This is a genomic window from Roseivirga spongicola, from assembly GCF_001592965.1.
GTDB classification, from domain to species: Bacteria; Bacteroidota; Bacteroidia; order Cytophagales; family Cyclobacteriaceae; genus Roseivirga; species Roseivirga spongicola.
The window spans coordinates 1,198,171-1,220,096 of the sequence record NZ_LRPC01000028.1; the positions used below are offsets into that span (position 1 = coordinate 1,198,171).

The 21,926-nt window shown below is 39.3% G+C and carries 19 protein-coding genes; 11 read left to right on the forward strand and 8 right to left on the reverse strand.

Features of this window, described 5'->3' with window-relative positions:
• Positions 1–37: 37 nt before the first annotated feature.
• Genes xseA through dapA form a run of 6 tightly spaced genes read left to right on the forward strand, consistent with a single transcriptional unit; the run spans position 38 to position 6,196 of the window.
• Positions 38–1,264, forward strand: coding sequence for an exodeoxyribonuclease VII large subunit (gene xseA / locus AWW68_RS17190; protein ID WP_157717700.1), 1,227 nt, complete (start codon positions 38–40; stop codon positions 1,262–1,264).
• The gene (xseB, locus tag AWW68_RS17195; protein WP_068223833.1) at positions 1,257–1,451 is read left to right on the forward strand and encodes an exodeoxyribonuclease VII small subunit; all 195 of its coding nucleotides are present in this window, start codon (positions 1,257–1,259) and stop codon (positions 1,449–1,451) included. The genes xseA and xseB overlap by 8 nt, the downstream gene beginning before the upstream one ends.
• A gap of 2 nt (positions 1,452–1,453) precedes the next feature.
• A complete protein-coding gene (gene ligA / locus AWW68_RS17200) occupies positions 1,454–3,904 on the forward strand; it encodes an NAD-dependent DNA ligase LigA (protein ID WP_068223836.1) in 2,451 nt (816 codons plus the stop codon).
• Positions 3,901–4,827, forward strand: a complete 927-nt coding sequence (locus AWW68_RS17205; protein WP_068223839.1) for an exonuclease domain-containing protein — start codon at positions 3,901–3,903, stop codon at positions 4,825–4,827. The genes ligA and AWW68_RS17205 overlap by 4 nt, the downstream gene beginning before the upstream one ends.
• On the forward strand, positions 4,827–5,336 hold the full coding sequence (locus AWW68_RS17210; protein WP_068223841.1) for a DUF6913 domain-containing protein: 510 nt from the start codon (positions 4,827–4,829) through the stop codon (positions 5,334–5,336). Before AWW68_RS17205 ends, AWW68_RS17210 begins: the two co-directional genes overlap by 1 nt.
• A complete protein-coding gene (dapA, locus tag AWW68_RS17215; RefSeq protein WP_068223845.1) occupies positions 5,336–6,196 on the forward strand; it encodes a 4-hydroxy-tetrahydrodipicolinate synthase in 861 nt (286 codons plus the stop codon). Before AWW68_RS17210 ends, dapA begins: the two co-directional genes overlap by 1 nt.
• Before the next feature lie 74 nt (positions 6,197–6,270).
• On the opposite strand, the gene AWW68_RS17220 is transcribed toward dapA, so the two are convergent.
• Positions 6,271–6,447 (reverse strand): histone H1, encoded by a 177-nt coding sequence (locus AWW68_RS17220; RefSeq protein WP_068223858.1) that lies wholly within the window; start codon positions 6,445–6,447, stop codon positions 6,271–6,273.
• A 99-nt stretch (positions 6,448–6,546) separates the two neighbouring features.
• Positions 6,547–7,797 (reverse strand): aminotransferase class I/II-fold pyridoxal phosphate-dependent enzyme, encoded by a 1,251-nt coding sequence (locus AWW68_RS17225; protein ID WP_068224265.1) that lies wholly within the window; start codon positions 7,795–7,797, stop codon positions 6,547–6,549.
• A 158-nt stretch (positions 7,798–7,955) separates the two neighbouring features.
• Here AWW68_RS17225 and AWW68_RS17230 point away from each other — a divergent pair, with 158 nt between their 5' ends.
• From AWW68_RS17230 to AWW68_RS17240, 3 genes are read left to right on the forward strand one after another with little or no spacing between them, the layout of a single operon-like run.
• Positions 7,956–9,452 (forward strand): acetyl-CoA carboxylase biotin carboxylase subunit, encoded by a 1,497-nt coding sequence (locus tag AWW68_RS17230; protein ID WP_068223861.1) that lies wholly within the window; start codon positions 7,956–7,958, stop codon positions 9,450–9,452.
• A 1-nt stretch (position 9,453) separates the two neighbouring features.
• Complete coding sequence (locus AWW68_RS17235; RefSeq protein ID WP_068223863.1) at positions 9,454–10,758, forward strand: DUF1015 domain-containing protein; 1,305 nt, start codon at positions 9,454–9,456, stop codon at positions 10,756–10,758.
• Positions 10,724–11,293, forward strand: a complete 570-nt coding sequence (locus AWW68_RS17240; RefSeq protein WP_068223866.1) for a Maf family nucleotide pyrophosphatase — start codon at positions 10,724–10,726, stop codon at positions 11,291–11,293. The genes AWW68_RS17235 and AWW68_RS17240 overlap by 35 nt, the downstream gene beginning before the upstream one ends.
• Positions 11,294–11,402: 109 nt before the next feature.
• On the opposite strand, the gene AWW68_RS17245 is transcribed toward AWW68_RS17240, so the two are convergent.
• The 3 genes from AWW68_RS17245 to sdaAB are packed head-to-tail and all read right to left on the reverse strand — an operon-like array spanning position 11,403 to position 14,935.
• A complete protein-coding gene (locus AWW68_RS17245) occupies positions 11,403–12,785 on the reverse strand; it encodes an efflux RND transporter periplasmic adaptor subunit (RefSeq protein WP_068223869.1) in 1,383 nt (460 codons plus the stop codon).
• An 8-nt stretch (positions 12,786–12,793) separates the two neighbouring features.
• Positions 12,794–14,248 carry a TolC family protein gene (locus tag AWW68_RS17250; RefSeq protein WP_068223873.1) on the reverse strand — a complete coding sequence of 485 codons (1,455 nt, stop codon included), beginning with the start codon at positions 14,246–14,248 and terminating at the stop codon, positions 12,794–12,796.
• A 9-nt stretch (positions 14,249–14,257) separates the two neighbouring features.
• Positions 14,258–14,935, reverse strand: a complete 678-nt coding sequence (gene sdaAB, locus AWW68_RS17255) for an L-serine ammonia-lyase, iron-sulfur-dependent subunit beta (RefSeq protein WP_068223877.1) — start codon at positions 14,933–14,935, stop codon at positions 14,258–14,260.
• A gap of 81 nt (positions 14,936–15,016) precedes the next feature.
• Between sdaAB and AWW68_RS17260 the strand changes: the two genes are divergently transcribed.
• A complete protein-coding gene (locus AWW68_RS17260) occupies positions 15,017–15,841 on the forward strand; it encodes an aminotransferase class IV (RefSeq protein WP_068223879.1) in 825 nt (274 codons plus the stop codon).
• Here AWW68_RS17260 and AWW68_RS17265 read toward each other — a convergent pair.
• Positions 15,819–16,613 (reverse strand): thymidylate synthase, encoded by a 795-nt coding sequence (locus tag AWW68_RS17265; protein ID WP_068223882.1) that lies wholly within the window; start codon positions 16,611–16,613, stop codon positions 15,819–15,821. The genes AWW68_RS17260 and AWW68_RS17265 overlap by 23 nt on opposite strands.
• Positions 16,614–16,643: 30 nt before the next feature.
• Here AWW68_RS17265 and AWW68_RS17270 point away from each other — a divergent pair, with 30 nt between their 5' ends.
• The gene (locus AWW68_RS17270; protein ID WP_185101289.1) at positions 16,644–18,944 is read left to right on the forward strand and encodes an efflux RND transporter permease subunit; all 2,301 of its coding nucleotides are present in this window, start codon (positions 16,644–16,646) and stop codon (positions 18,942–18,944) included.
• Here AWW68_RS17270 and AWW68_RS17275 read toward each other — a convergent pair.
• Positions 18,941–20,311, reverse strand: a complete 1,371-nt coding sequence (locus AWW68_RS17275) for a DUF5723 family protein (protein ID WP_068223887.1) — start codon at positions 20,309–20,311, stop codon at positions 18,941–18,943. The genes AWW68_RS17270 and AWW68_RS17275 overlap by 4 nt on opposite strands.
• Entirely contained in the window at positions 20,301–21,920 is a 1,620-nt protein-coding gene (locus AWW68_RS17280; RefSeq protein ID WP_157717701.1) for a hypothetical protein, read from the reverse strand. The genes AWW68_RS17275 and AWW68_RS17280 overlap by 11 nt, the downstream gene beginning before the upstream one ends.
• Between the last annotated feature and the right edge of the window lie 6 nt (positions 21,921–21,926).

A 21,926-nucleotide genomic window follows, 5' to 3' on the forward strand; every position in this document is an offset into this window, starting at 1 on the left:
GCGAAATAGCTTTGGCGTAATTTGCGACATGGCTCACATGTCGCTGTACGAACTCAACAGTCTCATTAAATCTGAACTGCAAAACTCAATGGCTCCCTCTTATTGGGTAATTGCAGAAATAAGCGAACTAAGAGAGAATGTAAAAGGCCATTGTTACATGGAGCTGGTCGAAAAAGAACCCAACTTCATTCAGGCTAAAATACGAGCTAATATTTGGGCCTACACGTATAGAACTATTAAACAGCAGTTCAATCAGGCCACTGGTTCACCATTAAAAGCAGGCATAAAAGTACTTTTCAATGTGAGCATAAACTTTCATGAAGTTTACGGCATGAGCCTAACAGTAAATAACATCGACCCAAACTTTACTATAGGCGAAAAAACCAAACAGCGGGAAGAAACAATTAAAAAGCTCCGAGAAGAAGGATACCTTGAACTAAACAAAGCCCTCCCTCTCCCCTTAGTTCCTCAACGCTTGGCCATTATTAGCTCTTCTACAGCCGCAGGCTATGGCGATTTTATGGATCAGCTTTCAAATAACGCCCAGCAGTACGATTTTAAAACGGAGACTTTCAATGCCGTAATGCAGGGCAATGAAACAGAAGAATCAATTGGTAAAGCCTTGGCCAATATCAAAGAGCGATCTTCAGAGTTCGACCTTATTGTTATAATTCGTGGTGGTGGTGCACAAACAGACCTAGATAGTTTCGATGCCTATGGTTTGGCTAAACTTATTGCTGCGGCTCCCCTACCTGTATTGACTGGCATTGGCCATGAAAGAGACGAAACCATTGCCGATTTAGTGGCCAACACCTCTCTGAAAACCCCTACAGCCGTAGCCGAATTCATCATCAATGGAGTGGATAGTTTCTACAATTCTATCTATGAACTCAACATTCGGCTAGAAAGAGGCATTAGAGACAAATTCTCTCGCGCAAAAGACCAACTTTCACATCAGGGACACAGATTAGAAAGAGCAGGATCAACTTATCTTAAACAGGCCGATAATCTACTTAGAGACAAGGTTCACATGCTAAAATTTGCTAGCAAGGCGAAGGTTGAAAAACAAAGAAATTCTTTAGACAACCTTCAAAACAAAATTAAACTTATAGACCCTGAAAATGTCTTCAAGAGAGGCTATTCCATTACCTTAAAGAATGGCAGATCTATTAACAATCAAGAAGTAATGGTTGGCGATAATCTGGTGACAAAAAACCATCAAAACACCATTAAGAGTAAAGTTACAGATATAGAAAATGAGTGAGCAATTGAGTTATAAAGACGCCCTTAAAAGGATTAATGATATAGTGGAGAGAATTGAAAACGAAGATCCTGATATTGACCAACTTTCCTCTCTGGTTAAAGAAGCCACAGGGCTAATTGCGCAATGCAAAGGCAAGCTAGAAAGTGCTGAAGCCGAAATTCAACTCTCACTAGAAAAACTAAACTGATAATGACCGAACAGCAAGCTTTGGCTCAAATTCAAGAGCTTTCCGAAAAGATCAACTACCACAACGATCTGTATTATCAGAAAGATAAAAGCGAGATAACCGACTATGAGTTCGACCAACTCTTGGAAAAACTGATTGCGCTAGAAAATCAATTTCCACAGTACAAATTTGAAGACTCTCCTAGTCAAAGAGTTGGTGGCACCATCACAAAGAATTTCGAGACAGTTGTCCACAAATACCCTATGCTTTCATTGGGCAACACTTACTCTAAAGAAGACCTTATAGATTGGGATGGTCGTGTAAAACGAGGCCTCGGTACAGATGATTACGCCTATTTTTGCGAGCTGAAATTTGATGGTACAGCGCTTAGTCTCACTTATGAAAATGGCCAACTTAAAAGGGCCGTTACCCGAGGAGATGGCACCCAAGGTGATGATATAACCACTAACGCCAAAACTATTAGAAGCATCCCACTAAAAGTAAAGCACCAGGTTCCAGAAAGTTTTGAAGTTCGAGGAGAAGTTTACTTTCCAAAAAAGGAATTTGAAAGAGTAAATGCCGAACGCATTGAAAATGGTGAAGAACCTTTAGCTAACCCGAGAAATGCTGGCTCTGGCACATTGAAAATGCAAGACTCTTCAATTGTAGCCTCCAGAAAATTAGACTGTTACCTCTATTATTTACTTGGCGATTCTTTGGACTTCAATACCCATTCTGAATCTATGGCCCAATTAGAGCAATGGGGGTTTAATGTATCACCTACTTACAAAAGATGTAACACTATAGAAGAAGTACTAGAGTACATCGCAGAGTGGGAAACCAAAAGACATGATTTGCCTTCCGAAACGGATGGTGTGGTGATTAAGGTAGACAGCCTAGACCAACAAAATGAGTTAGGTTTTACCGCTAAAAGTCCTCGTTGGGCTATTGCCTATAAATACAAGGCGGAAAGTGCTTCAACCGTATTAGAGAGTATCTCTTATCAAGTAGGAAGAACCGGGTCCGTCACTCCTGTAGCCAACTTAAAACCAGTTCTACTTGCCGGCACAACAGTAAAGCGAGCCTCACTTCATAACGCTAATGAAATTGCCCGCTTAGGACTTCATTTGGGGGACACCGTATTTGTTGAAAAAGGCGGAGAAATAATTCCAAAAATCACTGGCATTGATGAATTGCAAAGACCTACCGATAGTACGCCAGTAGAATACATCACTCACTGCCCAGAGTGTAGTACGGAATTAGTGAGAAAGGAAGGGGAAGCAAATCACTACTGCCCTAATTCAGAAGGCTGCCCTCCTCAAATCCTAGGAAGAATTGAGCATTTCGTTAGCAAAAGAGCTATGGACATAGACTCACTTGGAAGTCAGCGATTAGATGCTCTAATTAAGTCTAAAATAATCCATGACATTTCAGATCTATATAGACTCCCACAAATTGAGAAAAAATTGATCGGTTTTGAACTGGAATCAGACCAATACTCTAAGAATGAAGAAGGAGAACTATGTATTAGCAACCGAAAAATATTTTACGCCTTACTTGAAAAACCAACTCTCAAACAAATTGATAACCTTCTTTTGAATTCTGAACAAATTAATCCTGAAACCTTTTTCAGTAGTGTTGAGGGAAGATTACAGGAGAAGGGCATTAATTATCAACAAGATGGCCTGACTTTCATAGAAGCTTGCTTTACTAGTGAAGATTCAATGAGCACCTCATTAGAGGTACATAAAGTTCTGATTCCGCTTTTACAAAAAAACCATACTATTGACGATTACTCACTAAAGAGATTAGCTAAAACCGAACGAAATATCCATGATATAATTACTAATCTCTTTATTGAGCTCCAACCAAAGGAGAAAGAAATCATATCGAAATTAAAGTCAACATCGCTTCAGAAAAAAGCGGTAGAAGGAATTATCGCTGGCATCAACGAAAGCAAAGACAAGCCTTTTGAAAAGGTGTTATTTGCTCTAGGAATACGACACATTGGAGAGACTTCTGCAAAATTATTAGCCAAAAAATTTAAGTCCATTGATAATTTAATTAGTACCAGTGAAAGTCACGTTCTTGAAATAGATGGCATTGGTCATAAGCTAGCAGAAAGCCTTCTACAATACTTTAAAGACAACAGAAATATTAGACGAATAGAAGAATTAAAGACTTTTGGATTAAACTTTGAAACTATCTCCATTATTGAATCTGATAGTAATCATCAACCTTTGGTAGGTTTAAGAATAATTGCTTCCGGTAAACTTAAAAACTATTCTAGAGATTCAATTGTCGAAAAAATAGAAAGTCTAGGTGGTACCTATGTAAAAGCCATAAGTTCAAACATTGACTTTGTAATTGAGGGAGAAAAAATGGGGCCAGCAAAAAAAGATAAGGCAATAAAACTCGGGCTTAAGATTATCACTGAAGAAGAATTTGACAAACTAATAGATACACAAACATGAATTTTATTGCAATTGACTTCGAAACTGCAAACTCAAAACGATCAAGCGCCTGTTCAATTGGAGTAGCTATTGTAAAAGACGGAGAAGTAGTTGATACTCATTATGAGCTTATTAAACCTGACCCATTCTACTTCGATCCATTCAACACCTCAATCCATGGTATTTCTGAAGAACATGTAATTGATAAACCATCATTTCATGATATCTACAATAGTGGGTTGAATGAAATAATAAGAAACAACATCATCGTCTGTCACAATGCAGCTTTTGACATGTCGGTTCTACGACATGCCTTAGGTAGTTCATTAGACACTTTAGATCATGAAATCAGCTATATTTGCTCGCTAGTAATTGGAAAGATGTTAGTTGAAAGCGCACCCAATTATAAGCTCCCCACACTGTGTAGGCATTTTGGGATTGAATTAGAAAACCATCATAATGCTCTCGATGACGCAATAGCTTGTGCGAAGCTTACAACTAAGTTAGCTGAATCCTTAAATGCCAACTCAATTGAATCATTCTTGGAGCACTTAGAGTGCCAAATTGGAGCTATAACTTATGATGGCTATCAACCCTTTAGTAACAGCTATAGTAGGTTTCGGTCTGCGAACACAGTGGCAAACAAACCCCATTCTGCAATTTCTCTGGGCGTTGGACTAGATCTCGATGATTTCATGTCAATTGGTTCAGAGCTTTTCGAAGATCGAACAGTTGTATACTCAGGAATCTTTTTACTTTTTGAAAGATCAGACCTTAAAGCATTTCTGGAAGAATGTGGAGCAAAGGTTACTTCGTCAATCAGTTCTAAAACTGACTATCTCATTGCCGGTGATAATATGGGGCCGGCCAAGCTAGAAAAAGCCACCAAACTAGGTATCAATATTATTTCAGAAGAAGAATTTATTAAAATGATTAACGGCTAATGTCTCTACTGGGAAAGAAATTACTTAAGATGCTCCACAAGCCCGAAAAACGGGCAAAAAACCAAGAAATACCATCGTTTGAAAGTGCCAAAAACATAGGGATTATCTACACTTACGGAGAGAAGAAGTCAGAATCTGCAGACTCTATTGTCGAGCTTATTGAAGCTGATAGCAAACAGGTTGACGTACTGTGCTTTATAGATAAGAAAGATATTACCGAGAGCAAACATCCATTCTTCAAAATAGATCAGTTAAGTAGTTGGGGAAAAATCAACTCACCTGAGGTAGAAAGTTTCCTAGCTACATCGTTCGACTTTCTCATTCATTTAGATTTCGAGCTAAACGAAATCATGAGAACCATGTTGATCAATACAAAAGCAAAGTGCAGAGTTGGCTTTCATTCTCAACAGGCTGCTGACTATTACGAATTGATGATTGGTATGAATAAAAGTGCCGGTACTTCTAACTTTGCAGAACAAACAGTAAAATATATTAAGGCAATCAGATAATGGAGAAATTATATGGAACAGGCGTGGCATTAGTCACTCCTTTTACTAATGAAGGTTTAGTAGACTATGATGGCCTAAAAAGGGTGCTAGACTTCACTGCTTTAGGTGTAGATTATTTTGTGGTAATGGGTACTACAGGTGAAGTAGCCACGGTGACCAGATCAGAAAAGAAGGCCGTTTTAGCTTTTGCCAGAGCCAATAACCCAAAGAACTTACCAATAGTCTACGGAATAGGCGGTAATAACACAGCTGCTGTAATTGAAGAAATAAAAGACACTGATCTAAAAGGTGTTGACGCAATACTATCTGTAAGTCCTTATTACAACAAGCCAAGCCAGCGCGGTATCGTTGCTCATTTCAAAGCCATAGCAGACGCCTCTCCAGTACCTGTAATATTGTACAATGTACCGGGCAGAACGATGTCTAACATGACCGCGGAAACCACTCTGGAACTAGCCAAGCACCCTAATATAATCGGAATGAAGGAAGCTTCCGGAAACTTAGAACAGTGCAAAGCAATAGCTGATGGCAAGCCAGAAGACTTCTTGCTGCTTTCTGGAGAAGACTTACTGACAGATGAAATCATTAAACTAGGAGGCAAAGGAGTAATCTCCGTATTAGCCAATGGTTTTCCTGAAGAGTTCAGCAGCATATCTAAACTTGCGCTAAATGGTGACTTTGAAGGAGCTAAAAAGATAACTGAATCGTTCAAAGAAATAAACCCATTGATGTATGCTGAAAGCAATCCTGTGGGAGTAAAAGAGGTATTACGGCTTAAAGAAATCTGTGGAAATCAGGTAAGACTACCATTGGTTTCGGCATCAGATGAGCTTAAAAAGCAGATAGCCGACTTAGTTTAAGAAGAGACAAATAATAGGCACAAAAAAAGCCAATCATTGCTGATTGGCTTTTTTTATATAAATACGATTCAGAATTATTGGTTGTTCTTCTTTTCTTGAACATCGATTCTGATTTCTTGAGCTAAGTTCTTAAGCTCTTGCATTCCTTTTCTTACTCTGGTACCAGCAGCTTGGTTACCTTTGTCGTAGAACTTTGCGAAATCGTCTTCTAGTGAATCTACTAATTCTTTTACCTTGCTAAATTGACTCATATTTATCGTGTTTTAAGGTTGTTGATAATATTGTTTAATTCAGAGCAATATAAATCAAAAAACTCTACCCACAACAACTGAGGGCACTTTTTTTGACTTTTACTCCCCAAATGAAAGGGCTAACTCCTCTTTTTTGTATTCACCCGACTTGAGCTTTCCTTTAATTGCTTCGAAAGCTGCAATAGTCTCAGACACATCTTCTAAGGTATGAGATGCCGTTGGAATCAACCTTAGAATGATCATACCCTTAGGTACAACTGGGTAAATAACCACCGAACAGAAGATGTTAAAGTTCTCTCTTAAGTCTTTGCTCAGGGCAGCAGCTTCACCTACAGTACCATTAAGCACCACTGGTGTTACACAAGATTCTGTAGTACCAATGCTAAAGCCTTTCTCTTTTAAACCACTCTGTAAAGCATTTACAATAGTCCAAAGTCTTTCTTTATGAGAAGGATCGTCTCTTAACATTGAAAGTCTCTTTAGAGCACCAATTACCAATGGCATTGGCAAAGACTTAGCAAAGATCTGAGATCTCATATTATACTTTAAGAACTTGATAATCTCTTTATCTCCTGCTACAAACGCACCAATAGCCGCCATAGACTTAGCAAATGTAGAGAAGTAAAGATCTATCTGATCTTGGCATTCTAGCTCTTCTCCAGAACCAGCACCAGTTTTACCCATAGTACCGAAACCATGAGCATCGTCTACAAAAAGTCTAAAGTTGAACTTCTTCTTCAACTCAGCTATTTCTCTGATTTTACCTAGGTTTCCGGTCATTCCGAAAACACCTTCAGTAATTACCAAAATACCACCACCGGTTTCATTGGCAATTCTTGTAGCTCTTTCGAGCTGCTTTTCTAGGTTCTGAATGTCGTTATGAGGAAAAACGAATCGCTTACCCATATGCAATCTCACACCATCGATAATACATGCGTGCGACTCTGCATCGTAAACAATTACATCTTTTCTATCTACAAGTGCATCTATTATAGAAAGTACACCTTGATAACCAAAGTTGAGTAAATAAGCAGACTCCTTCATCACAAAGTCAGCAAGCTCTTGCTCCAACTGCTCATGATAGCTAGTGTTACCAGACATCATTCTAGCACCCATTGGGTATGCTAAACCCCAATCTGCCGCAGCCTGTGCATCTGCCTCTCTTACTTCTGGGTGGTTACCTAAACCTAAATAGTTATTTAAACTCCATGTTAGAACCTCTTTTCCCATAAACGTCATTCGAGGAGCAATCTCTCCTTCTAGTTTAGGGAACATAAAATAACCTTCGGAAACGTCTGAATGCTTACCTAGAGGGCCTTGATTAGACAATAATTTTTCAAATAAATCCAACGCCTTTGTGATTTTAATTACCTTTTCTCGCTTATTCAAAGAAGACGCAAATGTAATATTATAATAACCATTTATCAAAAATAGAGTCATATATAAACCAACTCTGAGTTCTCTTTTCCGATATAATTATTTAGCATTGTAAGCGAGAAATTTAGCCTATGTCAGAAAGAAAAATCAAAAAGATTTTAGTCGCCAACAGAGGCGAAATCGCCATCCGTGTAATGCGAACTGCCCGCGAAATGGGCATTCAAACTGTAGCTATTTTTAGTGATGCAGATGCCAGTTCGCCACACGTAAAGTATGCCGATGAAGCTGTAAATGTTGGCCCTGCACCTTCTAACAAGTCTTATCTTAATATGGATAAGATCATTGATGTTTGCCTTGAATTGAATGTGGACGCTATTCATCCAGGATATGGATTCCTTTCTGAAAACGCCACTTTTGCTAAAAAGGTAGCCGAAAAAGGCATCATCTTCATTGGCCCTTCTCCTGAAGCAATAGAGGTTATGGGCGACAAATTAGCAGCAAAAAATGCAGTTGCTGAATATGATGTACCAATGGTACCTGGTGTTAACCATGCGGTTGCCGATTTAAAAGAAGCCAAAGAAATAGCCGAAGAAATTGGTTTCCCTGTCCTTATAAAAGCTAGTGCCGGTGGTGGTGGTAAAGGAATGAGGGTAGTGGAAAATCCTGAAGAAATTGAGGAGCAGATGCAACGTACCATGAGTGAGGCAGAATCTGCTTTCGGAGATAAATCAGTATTTATAGAGAAATTTATCACCTCTCCTCGCCACATCGAAATCCAAATTTTGGGCGACATGCATGGCAACTTGGTTTACCTTTTTGAAAGAGAATGCTCTATTCAAAGAAGGCACCAGAAAGTAATTGAAGAAGCTCCTTCTGCAATTCTTACCCCAGAAAAGCGTAAAGCCATGGGAGAAGCAGCACTAGGCGTAGCCAAGTCTTGTGGATACTATGGTGCTGGTACAGTAGAGTTCATTGTAGATGAAAATCTAGATTTCTTCTTCCTAGAAATGAACACTAGACTTCAGGTAGAACACCCAGTAACTGAAGAAATAACAGGAAAAGACCTAGTAAAAGAACAAATCTACATTGCGGAAGGAAAGGCATTAAGCTTTAAGCAAGAAGACTTAAAAATTATTGGCCACTCTATGGAAGTTAGAGTGTATGCCGAAAACCCAAAAGAAAACTTCTTACCAGAAACTGGCAGGCTAGTAACCTATAAAGTTCCTCAAGGACCTGGAGTTCGAGTTGACGATGGTTTTGAAGAAGGCATGGATATTCCAATTTACTATGACCCGATGATCTCCAAGCTCATTACCTTCGGAGCCAATCGTGAACAGGCAAGAATGAGAATGCTCAGAGCCATAGAGGAGTACGACATTACAGGCTTAAGCACAACACTAGATTTCTGTGCTTTTGCGCTTAAGCACGATGCTTTTATCTCTGGTAAATTCGACACCAGATTTGTTCAGACTCACTTTAAGCCAGAAATGCTAGACACTCATAATGAAGAAGAGGAGCAAATAGCAATAGCCTTGGCTGCTTACCTGTTGGAAGAGAAAAAGAAAACCAGCAATGCGGTAGGTAAAGACGGGCAAATGAGTAAGTGGAAATTGAGGGTTAACCAATAATATGGCTAAAATATTACCCTTTAAGGCATGGAGGTACAACGACAGACTTTCTAAGTCTATAGATCAGTTGACCTCCCCTCTTTTTGATGTTATTTCTCAAAAGCAACGTGATGCACTTTATGAAATAGAACATAACAGCATTCACTTGAGTGTGCCGCTTCATTCGGAAACTCCCGGACAGGCACAAAGAACCATTGCAAAGTGGAAAGCTGAAGGGGTAATTGAGCAAGATCCTATCCCAGGGATTTACGTTTATTACCAACATTTTTCGTTACCAGGAAGCAGTAAAAGCTACATCCGAAAAGGGTTTATTAGCTTCATAGAAGCTACCGACTGGGGTAAGCCAGACTCTGTCATTTTAAGGCATGAGAATACCATCCCTCACTCTGTTTCCGACAGAGTAGATGTTTTAAGGGCAACCGAACTGAACGTGAGCCCTACTCATGGCTTATACTTCGACCCCTCTTTTGAGCTAGAGAAATACATGGATGAGAGCCAACTCAACCCTATATACGAGACGGAGGACTATCAGGGAGTAAAAGATGTATTGTCAGTAATTCACGACAGGGCTGTTATTCAAAAGTTCATTGATAAGCTAGGGCCTGAAAAAATCATTTTGGCCGATGGTCACCATAGGTTAGAAAGCTCCATACAGTATCGTCAAGAAATGATGCAACAGAATGGGCACACTGGTGAAGAAGGGTATAACTATCACCTAATGTATCTTACCAATGGAGAGGCAGATGATTTAAGGATTCTCCCTACTCATAGGCTAATTAGTGGTATAGAGAACTTTAGCAGGGAAGAGTTTTTAAAGAAACTTGAGCCTTACTTCTTCTTTAAACCCATTGAAAACCCTTATGATATTGAAGAGATTATTCTTGGCAAACAATGGGCTTTTGGATTACTCTTCGATGATGAGACCATAAAAGTGAGACTCAAGCCAGAGGCTATATCGCTAATGGAATGGAAATTTCCGGAGGTTGTAAAAACTTTGGACCTCACGGTAATGCATTACTTCATTATTGAAAAGGCATTAGGTATACCGGGCAAAGAGCAGCGTGGGTCCAGGAACATCACCTTTGAAAGAAATTTTGCTACCTGCTTAACCAAGACCATTAAGAAGGAAGCTCAGTTTGCTATAATCACAAAGGAGATTAATATGGAAACCGTAAAGCAGGTTTGCACTTCTGGGTATACTTTACCTCAGAAATCAACTTACTTCTACCCTAAAGTGATTTGTGGCTATTTGTTCGGATCTATCAAAGAAGATGAATTTAAAATACCGTTTAATCCTTGGCAGTAAGTCTCCACGCAGGCAAGAGTTACTAGGCAGCCTTGACTTTCCTTTTAGGGTTGAAGTCAGATCAGTAGATGAGACCTTCCCTCATAACTTACCTGTTGAAGAACTAGCAGAATTTATAGCCGAAAAGAAAGCGGAAGCCTTCACAGATCTTAAGAGAGATGAGTTAGTAATAACCTCAGACACGGTGGTAGTTTGTAATGGCATAGCTCTTGCCAAACCTGCTAATGCTGAAGAAGCTAAGGGAATGCTCAGAATGCTTTCAGGAAAGACTCACCAAGTGATTACTGGTGTTTGTTTGAAGACTCCAGAAGATCAAAGATCATTCTCGGAAACTACTCATGTTCAGTTTGATGAGCTTTCTGAAGAAGAAATCGACTACTATATTGAAAAATACCGCCCCTTTGACAAAGCAGGTAGCTATGGTATACAAGAGTGGATTGGCATGATTGGCATCAAAGGCATTGAGGGAGATTATTATAACGTAATGGGTCTACCTCTTAACAGACTTTACCGAGAGTTAAAACAGTCTTTCTAAACTGGCAGAACACCATATAATTCGCCACTCTTTAAATACCCAAATACCTTGAAATAAAAAAAGCACCCCGAAAATCAGGATGCTTTTTGCATGTATTTATGAGTCAATATTAATTCGATGCTGTTGCAGGAGTACTAGGTCCAGACTTAGACATTTTCTCCACTAAGTCGCCATTCTTTAGTCGCTTACTCACTACAAAGAACGGACCTGAGATTACTTCCTGACCTTCTTCTAGACCTGATATAATCTCAATGTTATCAAAGTCACTAATCCCTGTTTTTACTTCAACCATCTTAGCAGTTCCGTTATCATTTACAAAAACCACTTCTTTTAGGTTATCATCATTAGCTATTGAAGTGCTAGCTGCTGTAGCTGCACCATCACCAGCAGGTGCTCCGCCTACTCTACCATCCATTTTAGGGTTTCTGGTAGTAACAGATGCTAAAGGCACTGACAAAATATTGGCCTTAGTAGTTGTGATAATCTCAACACTTGCAGTCATACCCGGACGGAATGGTGAAGGTCCGCTAATTTCAGAAAGTAAGTCATTGAAGCTTTCGTTCAAGATTCTAATCTCAACCTTAAATTCCGTTACCGCATCAGCAGAAGTCTTTGTATTGGCCGTATTAGCAATCTGAGTTACAATACCTTTAAACTTCTTCTCTTGCTGAGAGTAAGAGTCTACATCAATAATTGCGGTGTCTCCCTGATTTACACGGATAATGTCATTTTCATTCACATCTACCTCAACTTGCATTTGGTTAAGGTCTGCAATACGCATCATTTCAGTACCAGCCATTTGTTGAGTTCCTACAACACGCTCACCTTTCTCTACATTTAAAAGAGAGATAGTACCACTTGCAGGGGCACGGATAATGGTAAACCTTACATTCTCTTCAGCTTCATCCACAGTAGCTTGGCTTGATTTGATGATGTATTCTGCAGCCTTCACACTTTCCTCAGCAGCTTCCAAGTTATACTTAGCTGTTAAGTAATTAGAACGAGCAGTTTCATAATCAGCATCCGAGATTACATTTTCCTTCTTTAGCTCTTCTGCCCTCTTAAAGGCTAAATCGGCTTGAGTTAATTGAGCCTCACTTCTTGCCTTGCTTGCTTTAGAAGATGCTAAATTGGCCATTTGCTGATTTAGGTTTGCCTTAGCTCTATCTAATGCAGAAATCAGGTTATCAGGTCTAATTTTAACCAAAATCATTCCTTCTGTTACCGGATCTCCTTCTTCTACATTTAACTCTATAATTTCACCCGCTACATCTGGGCTAATAATAATTTCAGTAACTGGTTGAACTACTCCCGAAGCGGTAACCTTTTCTACAATGGTCTTCTTGCTCACTTCAGCCATTTCTACCTGGAGAGTTGTTGGGCCACCTATAAAGCCAGCCTGCTTACCTACTACTGCAAATACTAGAATTGCGGCAATTACTATCAGTAATATCCAGATAATCTTGTTTGATCCTTTTTTCTTCTTAGCCATGTTGTTTGTTAATCTAAAGTGATAGGGTTACCTAAATAAAAATCTAAAATTGTTGCACGGAAAATGTACTCGTATTTAGCGCGAACCAAATCAGTTCTTGCCGCAAATAAGTTATTGTTTGCCACTTGGTAATCTACAAAGTTTGCATCACCTACGTTGTATCTGCTTTCAATAGCTCTAAATGACTCCTCTAAAGCAGCCACTCTTTTCTCTGACGCTTCGAAAGACTTAAGGGCTGCAATAGCACTATTGTAAGCCGTTTCAATATTTTGTCTTAGGGTATTCTTAACCGTTTGTGCTTGAATTTCAGCTCTCTGCTTGTTGATCTCCGCTCTTTGTAAATTGGCCGAGTTGCTATACCTGCTGAATATTGGAACATTTAAATTAAGCCTAACTGACTGCCCTAAGTTATCACTAAACTGGTCGAAAGTCTTGTAATCATCTGAGAACACAGACACAGTTCTGGTCGAAGGGTTAGAAAATACAGGATTATTAGAGCCTTGCACAAAACCAATCTCTTGAGATGGAACATCAACTGGTTCGGTTTTCACAAACTCCCTTGCCTGGTCTGAATAGTTGGTTGAAATACTTCCACTTAAAGAAAGAGTTGGAAGAAAAGCACCTTTAGATATCTTTACCCCAACGTCCCCACTTTCGATGCCTAATTCTGCACTTTTAACCTCTGGTTGATTTGACAATGCTATTTCGTAAATCTTTGCAGGATCTTCCATAGCCAATTGAATGTCGTCTACCTCAATTTCTGGTGCTGCAACATTTAACTGTTGGTCTGCCGACATTTGCATTGCTTGCTTCAAATTAAGAATGGCAAGATTCAGGGCATTTTCAGCATTAACAACTTGTACTTCGTTAGAGGCGAATTGCGACTCTAGGTCCAACTGATTGGTTAAAGGGAGAGCCCCGGCCTGAACCTGTTTCTTTGTTCTTTCTAACTGAGCAGAAGTAATCTCTCTTTGATACTTCGCGTTTTCAAGTTGCTCTTTATTTAAAAGAACATTCAAAAAATTGGTAGCTACCTGAAGTCCAATATCGTTTTTGGCCTTTTCTAGATCAAAGGCACTTGCCTCTAGATTCAACTCGTTCTGCTTAATGGTATTCCTAAGAGTTCCTCCTCCAAAAAGGGTTACCGAAGAATTAGCAGAAAAACCACCTGTAGTAAAGTCTTGACTCACGAAAGAGTTAGACACCGGGTCAATACTTCTACCAAAAGACTTACCTACACTTCCTCCAGCACTTAAACTTGGCAATAAGGCCATTTTAGACTGCTTAAGAGCAATTTCATTGCTTACTTGGTTTAGCTGGTTATTTCTAACGTTTAGGTTATTCTCCCAGGCATAGGCAATACATTCTTCTAGCGTGAATGTTGTTTGACTTTCTTGACCTCGCGCCAGGTTGACACTAAAGAGCAATCCTAGCCCCAAAATAATTGTGTTCTTGAACTTCATTTTACTTGTTTAAAAATCTATGTCCGGAATAAATATGACCTCATTTATCCAGGGTAAATGCTTTAAATAATCTACAGTTATTTGTGGTGGCTTTGAGTCCATTTCAATTACATGGCAAGCCTGATCGTTTTTACCTTTTCTGTTAACCGACATTGAAGCAATGTTGCACTCATCGTTTGCTAGAATGGTTGCAATAAAAGCAATGGCTCCTTTTTTATCGTTTGCTAGAAGAATCATAGTAGTAATATTAGCGTTGAACCCAACTCCAAATCCATTTACACCTACTATCTTAATTACACCACCTCCTCGGCTCTCACCAATCACCTCAACTTTTCTATCGCCCACAGAGGCAACCACTTTAACCGTGTTCGGATGCATGGTATTGGCATTACCTACCGACCTAAACTTGAACTCAAAACCAGCTGTCTCTGCATGATCGAATGCATTTCTGATTCGCTCATCGTCAGTTTTAAAATCTAATAAGCCTGCAATAATTGCCCTATCACTACCGTGACCTTCATAGGTGCGGGCAAATGAATTATAAAAAGTGATTTCTGCTGCTTCGGGGTTCTTGCCTAGAATTTTTCGCGCTACACGTCCAATTCTTACAACTCCTGCAGTATGAGAACTAGAAGGGCCTATCATTACAGGTCCTATCATATCAAACACACTACTTTGCTCTGCCATTTTGCGCTAACTTATACTTTCAATATTAGAGAAATATGCCCTACTTGATTTTCGATTCTGTTTAAAAGGTGAATACCTTCCATGAAAGCAATATTTAACTCCCGAATAATTGACACCTCCAAACCGCTGTTTTCTTCAAGCAATCGCGCATTTTGTTATGGAGACGGCCTATTCGAGACGATTGTTACAGCCGATAGTAGAATTGATTTAATCGGTGCTCATTTAGGACGACTGAAACGTGGCTGTGATGTGTTGGGAGTCAATTTCCCTAAAGAGTTGACTGAAGAATTTATTAGAGAAAGTATCCTTTCACTAAAACAAGAGAACAATCTGCAGGGCAACACCCGAACTAAAATACAGATTTGGCGAGAAGAGGGCGGCTTGTATTCACCTGAAAGTAATTCGGTGAATTACCTTATTGAATGTAAGCAGAGCTTGAAGCCTTTTTACAGGTCTATAAACAACGCGGGCATCTCGGAACATTATAAAACCCATCACTCCCCTATTTCATTTGCAAAAACCATGAATGCTTTAAATTACGTTTTGGCTGGTAAGGAAATGAAGGATAAGGGGTTTGACGAAATTATTTTAACCGATGGTCAGAACAATCTATCTGAAACTCATATTGCCAACCTCTTCTGGGCTAAAGGCAATAAGCTCTTCACTCCTCATTTAAGCACTGGTTGCATAGAAGGCGTAATGAGAAATGCGGTTATTAAAGCATCGCAATCTATTGGAATTGAGGTTGAAGAAACCCAAAAACCTGCCTCTACTTTAATGAAAGCAGACTCGGCTTTTGCCACCAATGCTTCAGGTATTACTTGGTTTAAGCATGTAAATGGAAAACAGTTTTCCGACCCTGAAGAATTGATTCAGCCAATTCTTAAACTGCTACTTCAGCCTTAATGTGCGGATGTGGATCGTAATTCTGCAATTCGAAGTCTTCAAACTTAAAGTCGAACAGATCCTTCACGTCAGGATTCAGTTTCATCGTTGGTAAAGGTCTGAAGTCTCGAGTAAGTTGAAGTTTGGCCTGATCCAGATGATTCGAATACAAGTGTACATCGCCAAAAGTATGCACAAACTCGCCAGGTTCTAAATCACAAACCTGAGCAATCATTAACACCAATAATGAATAAGACGCTATGTTGAAAGGCACACCTAAAAACACGTCTGCAGACCTTTGATACAACTGACAGCTCAGTTTCCCTTCGGCCACATAAAACTGGAACATGGTATGACAAGGAGGCAAGGCCATATTATCTACATCTGCCACATTCCATGCACTTACAATATGTCTTCTAGAGTTAGGATTCTTTTTGATCCCTTCTACTAATTTCTTAATCTGATCTATTGTACCTCCATTTCCATCAGGCCAATTTCTCCACTGATAGCCATAGACAGGACCTAAGTCCCCATTCTCATCAGCCCATTCATCCCAAATTCTCACGCCATGATCTTTGAGGTACTTAATATTCGTATCTCCTTGAAGAAACCATAAAAGCTCGTGAATAATAGAGCGCAAATGAAGCTTCTTAGTGGTGACCACCGGAAAACCTTCTGAGAGATCGAAACGCATTTGGTAACCGAAAACACTTACCGTACCCGTACCAGTACGATCGCCCTTTTGAACACCATTTTCCAAAATATGTCTCATCAAGTCGTGGTATTGCCTCATTTTCTGCTGGGTATTTTTAGATTTGAACTAGTGAACAAATTAAAGCAAAATGTGGGTAAAGAGAAGCAAGATGTTCAGGAAAAAGGACTTCAGGTGAGTCTTCGGAAAAAGCTCTACCCTAACCGAATAAAATCCATAACAGCACTTAACATAGTGCTCGCCCTTACTGTTTTCTTCGGTAGCAGATTAAGTGACCTCAGGTTTAACTATAGCTTCAACAGCTTTTTTCCTAAAGGAGATGATGACCTTGAATACTATGAGCAGTTTATTGAAGAATTTGGTCAGCACAATGATTTCCTATTTGTAGTTCTGAAAACCGAATACTCCATTCAGCCCTCGTTCATAGAAAAGGTAAATCAACTAAAGAATGTACTGGAGTCTTTACCAGAAACACAAAAGGTCACCAGCCCATTCGATTTAAAGGGTGTGCAAATAAACCCTTTAGGGGTAAATACATTCAACCTCATTAGCAGAAGCCAACCTACCGACCAAAGTAAACTGGAGGATTTAAAATTGCTTGGTCAACTCTTTGGACGAGAAGATGAATCAGCTATGCTGATTTTGAGGCATCAAGAATTCTTAGACAAGAAACTAGCCGATTCTTATTACCTAGCCATTCTGCAGAGCATAAAAGACAGTGGTTTTGAAGATGCTATAGCTTCAGGAAAAATACAGATGCAGTATGATTTTACTCAGAAACTGGAAACAGAACTGGGTACCTTACTTATAACTAGTTTAATTGTAGTCCTAGTGGTTTTACTGGCTTTATTTAGAAGCCTTAAAGGACTCATTTTACCCATTACAACTCTAGTACTGACTATTATCTGGACCATGGGTTTTATGGCTTGGACAGGCAAGCCCATAGACGTAATGGTAGTAATGATTCCGGCCATTCTACTCATTATTGCGCTTTCCGATGTTATTCATTTCGTTCACAAGTATGACGAACTCAGAAACAAAGGCTTAGAATACAAAGAGGCCATTCACAAAACTATTTTAACTATTGGAAAGGCTACATTTCTAACCTCTGTAACCACAGCCATTGGGTTCATCAGTTTAGTTTTCATCCCTATAGGGCCAATAAGAGAGTTTGGTCTAATAACAGCCGCGGGAGTAATAATGGCTTTTCTAATTACTTTTCTAGTGCTACCTGCTTTACTCTATTTCTTTCCTTCAACAGTGGAAAGAAGGCTGAAAAGCAGGTTTAATTGGGAACTTATCCTAGGTACTGTACATGACAGAATTATCAAGAAAAAATCGCTATTAGTAATCTGTGTATCTCTAGTTTCTATCGTTTTAATTGCGGGGATACCCAAACTCCACCTTTCAACAAGCCTAATTGTTGGCCTTCAAAAAAACGAGCCAGAACTTCAAAAAGTAGCCTATTTTGACAAAAATTTTGATGGATACAAACCCTTTGAGTTAGGGATTGAGCTGAACGCTGATGTCAACCTTCTTTCTCCGGAAGTCATAGCCAAAATGGCCAAACTAGAAAACTACCTCATAGAAGATTATGGAGTAGCGCATTTGCAGTCTCCACTGAACATCATCAGAGAAATTAACGCAGGTAGAAACGGTGGTTCTAGAAAATACATTGAGCTTCCGAAAGCCGATGATTTGAAGGGTGTAGCGAGGTATTATAATTCGCCACGTTTGGAAGATCAGCGCCAGCAAATTCAGGCAAATGACGGAAAATTGATTCGAATGATAGGTAGAAACAAAGACTTAGGCAGCGCACACTACCTTAACCTTAACACCAAACTTGAGCAATTCCTTACTTCAGAAATTAATGGCGATGGATTTGAAGCCAGAATTACTGGGGCCTCCTATCTTATCGACAAAACTGATGAATATGTAGTTTCTGCGCTTTTGAAAGGCATTGGCTTCGCGCTTCTATCGGTTTCTTTCTTTATCCTAATCTTCTTTAAGAGTTTGCGTTTGGCCATATATACACTTGTACCCAACTTAATACCTATCGCAATTTTATTTGGACTTATGGGTTGGTTTGGAGTGCACTTGAATATTTCTACAGCAATCATTTTTACCGTAGCCTTAGGCATAGCCATAGATGACAGTATTCACTTTATAGCACGGTATAAATTAGAAAGAGACTTCCACACCAATAAGGAGGCTATAAAAAATGCTTTTACCGGAACTGGCAAAAGCATTCTTGTAACTTCTATTGTAATAGTTTTGGGCTTCTCTGTATTCCTGAGTTCAGGTTTTTCGGCCTCTTATTATCTTGGCTTCTTTATTGTCTTAGCTGCTGTAATTGCATTGTTGTTAGACCTTATCATTCTGCCAATAATACTTTCTAAAAGAAAAGGCTAAAGTTCATCTAGGTCTACCACATCAGGCTTTTTAAACCACTTCTTGTAACCAAACATTAGATTTAACCCAAACCTGAAGTCGGCTTTAGAATACTGTTCTGGTTTATTGGTGACCAAAACATTATCCATAGCAAGGTAGAGCTGAACTGGGCCAATATTGGTTCCTAAATTGGCGCCAAAGTTAAAGTCATTTTCACCCCTCATGCTACCTAAAACTCCCACCACAAATTTATCGAACTTGTGATTATAAGCTAAGGCGTAATTGGCCTTCATGTGACTTAAGGCATCTCGCTTAAAATAAAGGAGCGAGAACCTATCGTTCGGAGTTAGGTATACTGAAGTGGAAAGATACATCCTTCTAGCCATTGTAGTTGAAAACTCATTTTGAGTTTCGTTAGATGTAAACTTATTGGTAAGGCTGTCTTGAATAGCATCTGCTGTTTCATCTTGATTTCGAAGATCTATTCCTGTAAAAGTGAAGTCAGTGTCCTCTGTGTTATAGTTTCTAACTTCATCTGTCCAGTTAATCTTTCCTATATCATTAACAGCAGCCTCAACCTCTAACCAGTGAAGTGGTTTGTACTTAGCACCAATATCGAAAGCCACGGTACGGTTGCCATTAGAAACCATGTATGACGACATGTCAGAACCTTCATCATCAGAATCTCCAAAGAAGCCAAATCCAGCAGTATTTACAGTTCCATTTTGTACCTGAACTTGCCAGCTATAGTCATTGGCATCGGTAGTTAGTCTTAAGCCTGCGTCTTCTTCAATTGAAGCATGATACATACCTGTCACTAACTTGATTCTACCTCCTACTACAAGTTTTTCATTCAAAAACTTTCGGGCATACCCAAAGCCTACTTCATGAAAAGCGTCTATCCGAACAGTACTGCCTGTAAAATCTAAAGTAGCGCCTATACTGTTTGAATTTCCATTGGCCAAGAATTCAATCAGATCTTTATTATAAACAAAGTCTACATTGGCTCTAACATTGGAAAAAATATGGAATCCTCCTTTTTTGGTTTTAAACCCTAGGTGAAGTGCATTTAGGTCTACCTGAACATTAATATTATTGCGCTCTAGTGCTACACCGTTCAACACATCAAAGTTAATGCTCAGGTCATTCTGCCCAGGAGCTTTGTATAACAGCTCTTCCAGTTTTACATCTCCCTGAACCGTTACTCCAACATTGGTAGGAAGGCCTAACGTAAAGCTATTATTAGGGATAAAAGCAGGTTGAAAATTAGCAGTCTGCGGGACTATATCTCTTAACTGATAAAATGAAAGAAACCCTTGTGCCGATACACTGAAGGAAACTACTATGGCGAGTATTAAAAGTATATGCTTTCTCATCTTAGTTTCCATTAGCGTTTACAACTATATCTAATTGACCCGAGACTTTAAACTTCAGTTCGTAATCATCGAACAGTTTAACATTGGCTCCTTGGTCTGCATCGGTAGTGGTAAGAGTAACCAGCAACAAAATAGTCTCTGCATCCTTAATTGACTGAATATCGTCTTCTTCCAACACAAAGTCGGCAGTAGCTCGTGCAGGTTCATTGGTTCTTCCGTTAGTACCTACCTCAGCTCCTTCAAACACAGCTTGCTCATCTACAGAATGCAAGAGGTTATTATTGGCTCCAAGAAACTGTATTTCTACTTTACCTCCCATTGGAATGTAATTTTCAGAAGCTAAGCGAATCATCAGTCTCTTTGCCTGATCAATATCTTCTGGTGGAGAAAAAGGCATGCTCTCTTCGGCCTGCAGGCCATCGAGCGTCATGTCAAATGGAATTTCAATGTCAACTCCAACATCTAATATACTCTGATCATTGATGAAGTTATATTGAAATGGGACACCATTTGGATTAGATGTTGCCTTAACATCTACTACTATTCTTTCTGGTTGCAAGCTGAGTAAGTCAACCAGATTCGAGTTGCTGTTATTTACTTCAATTTCCGTAGTTCTTGTTTGGCCTTCATTTACCAACCGAGGACCAGCCACTGCGTTTAACTGACTTATAATATCACCCTCCAGCGATAAACTTTGACCATCGGAGTTAGTTGCCGTTATATTTTGAAAATCTACTCCTAAAGGAAACCCAAAACTGTTATTGAATACAAAGTTCACCTTTGGATCTGCAAAGGTAATTCCGCCAGTATCGAACTGCTTAAAGAAGTCGAAATTCACTATTTCAAAGCTTACCTCTAACTCTTGAGAATCTACAAATCCATAAATAGCATCGAACTTAGTATTGGTCATAGCTAAGTTGAATGACACTCTATCTGTATCTGATATTGAACTAGATGGTGTAACTTCAACATCGTAGGTAATCTCTACCAAAAACTTATTAGAAGCGGGGTTTCCATCGCTATCTAAGTGAAAATACCCTACATAACCATCTAGAGGTTCTGTTTCACTGAAACTGTTATTTGAAGAGCTTAGCGAACCAGACATTACTAAGGGAGCATCGGAAGTCTCCAAAGAAGTAAAGGTGGCTACAAAGTCAATGTTAGCATTGAAATCTGACTCTACCGAAAATTCAAAAGAACCTGATTGAAAAAATATGCTATCATACTCTTCAGCTCCTCGTTGGGTCAAATCAAATTCATAAGACTCTGAAACAGTAACCACTGTAGTTGTTGGCGGATTACTGATATTAACTCCGCTAGGTAGAGAAGAACCAAAGCTCTGATCTGGTACTTGCAAAAACTCTTGAGCACCTTGAGATTGTAGCTGTTCTGAGTAAACAATGGTTACAACTCCTTCATTATTAGAAGTTACTCCAGCATTTGCATCGTTCAACTGTTCGAACAACTCGTCTACCGTGTAATTGAGTTCTCCAAACGCTACGGCAATAGATGGATCAAAAATTATGTTGTCATCGAATTCGGCATTTTCAAAATACTGTACATTGCATGCCACCAGGACTGCGCTCAGTCCCAATGTACAGAGTGTTATTAGCTTTTTCATGTTGAG

Coding starts and splice junctions, on each gene's coding strand:
- xseA (WP_157717700.1), top strand. CDS start 38: ATGTCGCTGTACGAACTCAACAGTCTCATTAAATCTGAACTGCAAAAC.
- xseB (WP_068223833.1), top strand. CDS start 1,257: ATGAGTGAGCAATTGAGTTATAAAGACGCCCTTAAAAGGATTAATGAT.
- ligA (WP_068223836.1), top strand. CDS start 1,454: ATGACCGAACAGCAAGCTTTGGCTCAAATTCAAGAGCTTTCCGAAAAG.
- AWW68_RS17205 (WP_068223839.1), top strand. CDS start 3,901: ATGAATTTTATTGCAATTGACTTCGAAACTGCAAACTCAAAACGATCA.
- AWW68_RS17210 (WP_068223841.1), top strand. CDS start 4,827: ATGTCTCTACTGGGAAAGAAATTACTTAAGATGCTCCACAAGCCCGAA.
- dapA (WP_068223845.1), top strand. CDS start 5,336: ATGGAGAAATTATATGGAACAGGCGTGGCATTAGTCACTCCTTTTACT.
- AWW68_RS17220 (WP_068223858.1), bottom strand. CDS start 6,447: ATGAGTCAATTTAGCAAGGTAAAAGAATTAGTAGATTCACTAGAAGAC.
- AWW68_RS17230 (WP_068223861.1), top strand. CDS start 7,956: ATGTCAGAAAGAAAAATCAAAAAGATTTTAGTCGCCAACAGAGGCGAA.
- AWW68_RS17235 (WP_068223863.1), top strand. CDS start 9,454: ATGGCTAAAATATTACCCTTTAAGGCATGGAGGTACAACGACAGACTT.
- AWW68_RS17240 (WP_068223866.1), top strand. CDS start 10,724: ATGAATTTAAAATACCGTTTAATCCTTGGCAGTAAGTCTCCACGCAGG.
- AWW68_RS17245 (WP_068223869.1), bottom strand. CDS start 12,785: ATGGCTAAGAAGAAAAAAGGATCAAACAAGATTATCTGGATATTACTG.
- AWW68_RS17250 (WP_068223873.1), bottom strand. CDS start 14,248: ATGAAGTTCAAGAACACAATTATTTTGGGGCTAGGATTGCTCTTTAGT.
- sdaAB (WP_068223877.1), bottom strand. CDS start 14,935: ATGGCAGAGCAAAGTAGTGTGTTTGATATGATAGGACCTGTAATGATA.
- AWW68_RS17260 (WP_068223879.1), top strand. CDS start 15,017: ATGAAAGCAATATTTAACTCCCGAATAATTGACACCTCCAAACCGCTG.
- AWW68_RS17265 (WP_068223882.1), bottom strand. CDS start 16,613: ATGAGGCAATACCACGACTTGATGAGACATATTTTGGAAAATGGTGTT.
- AWW68_RS17275 (WP_068223887.1), bottom strand. CDS start 20,311: ATGGAAACTAAGATGAGAAAGCATATACTTTTAATACTCGCCATAGTA.
- AWW68_RS17280 (WP_157717701.1), bottom strand. CDS start 21,920: ATGAAAAAGCTAATAACACTCTGTACATTGGGACTGAGCGCAGTCCTG.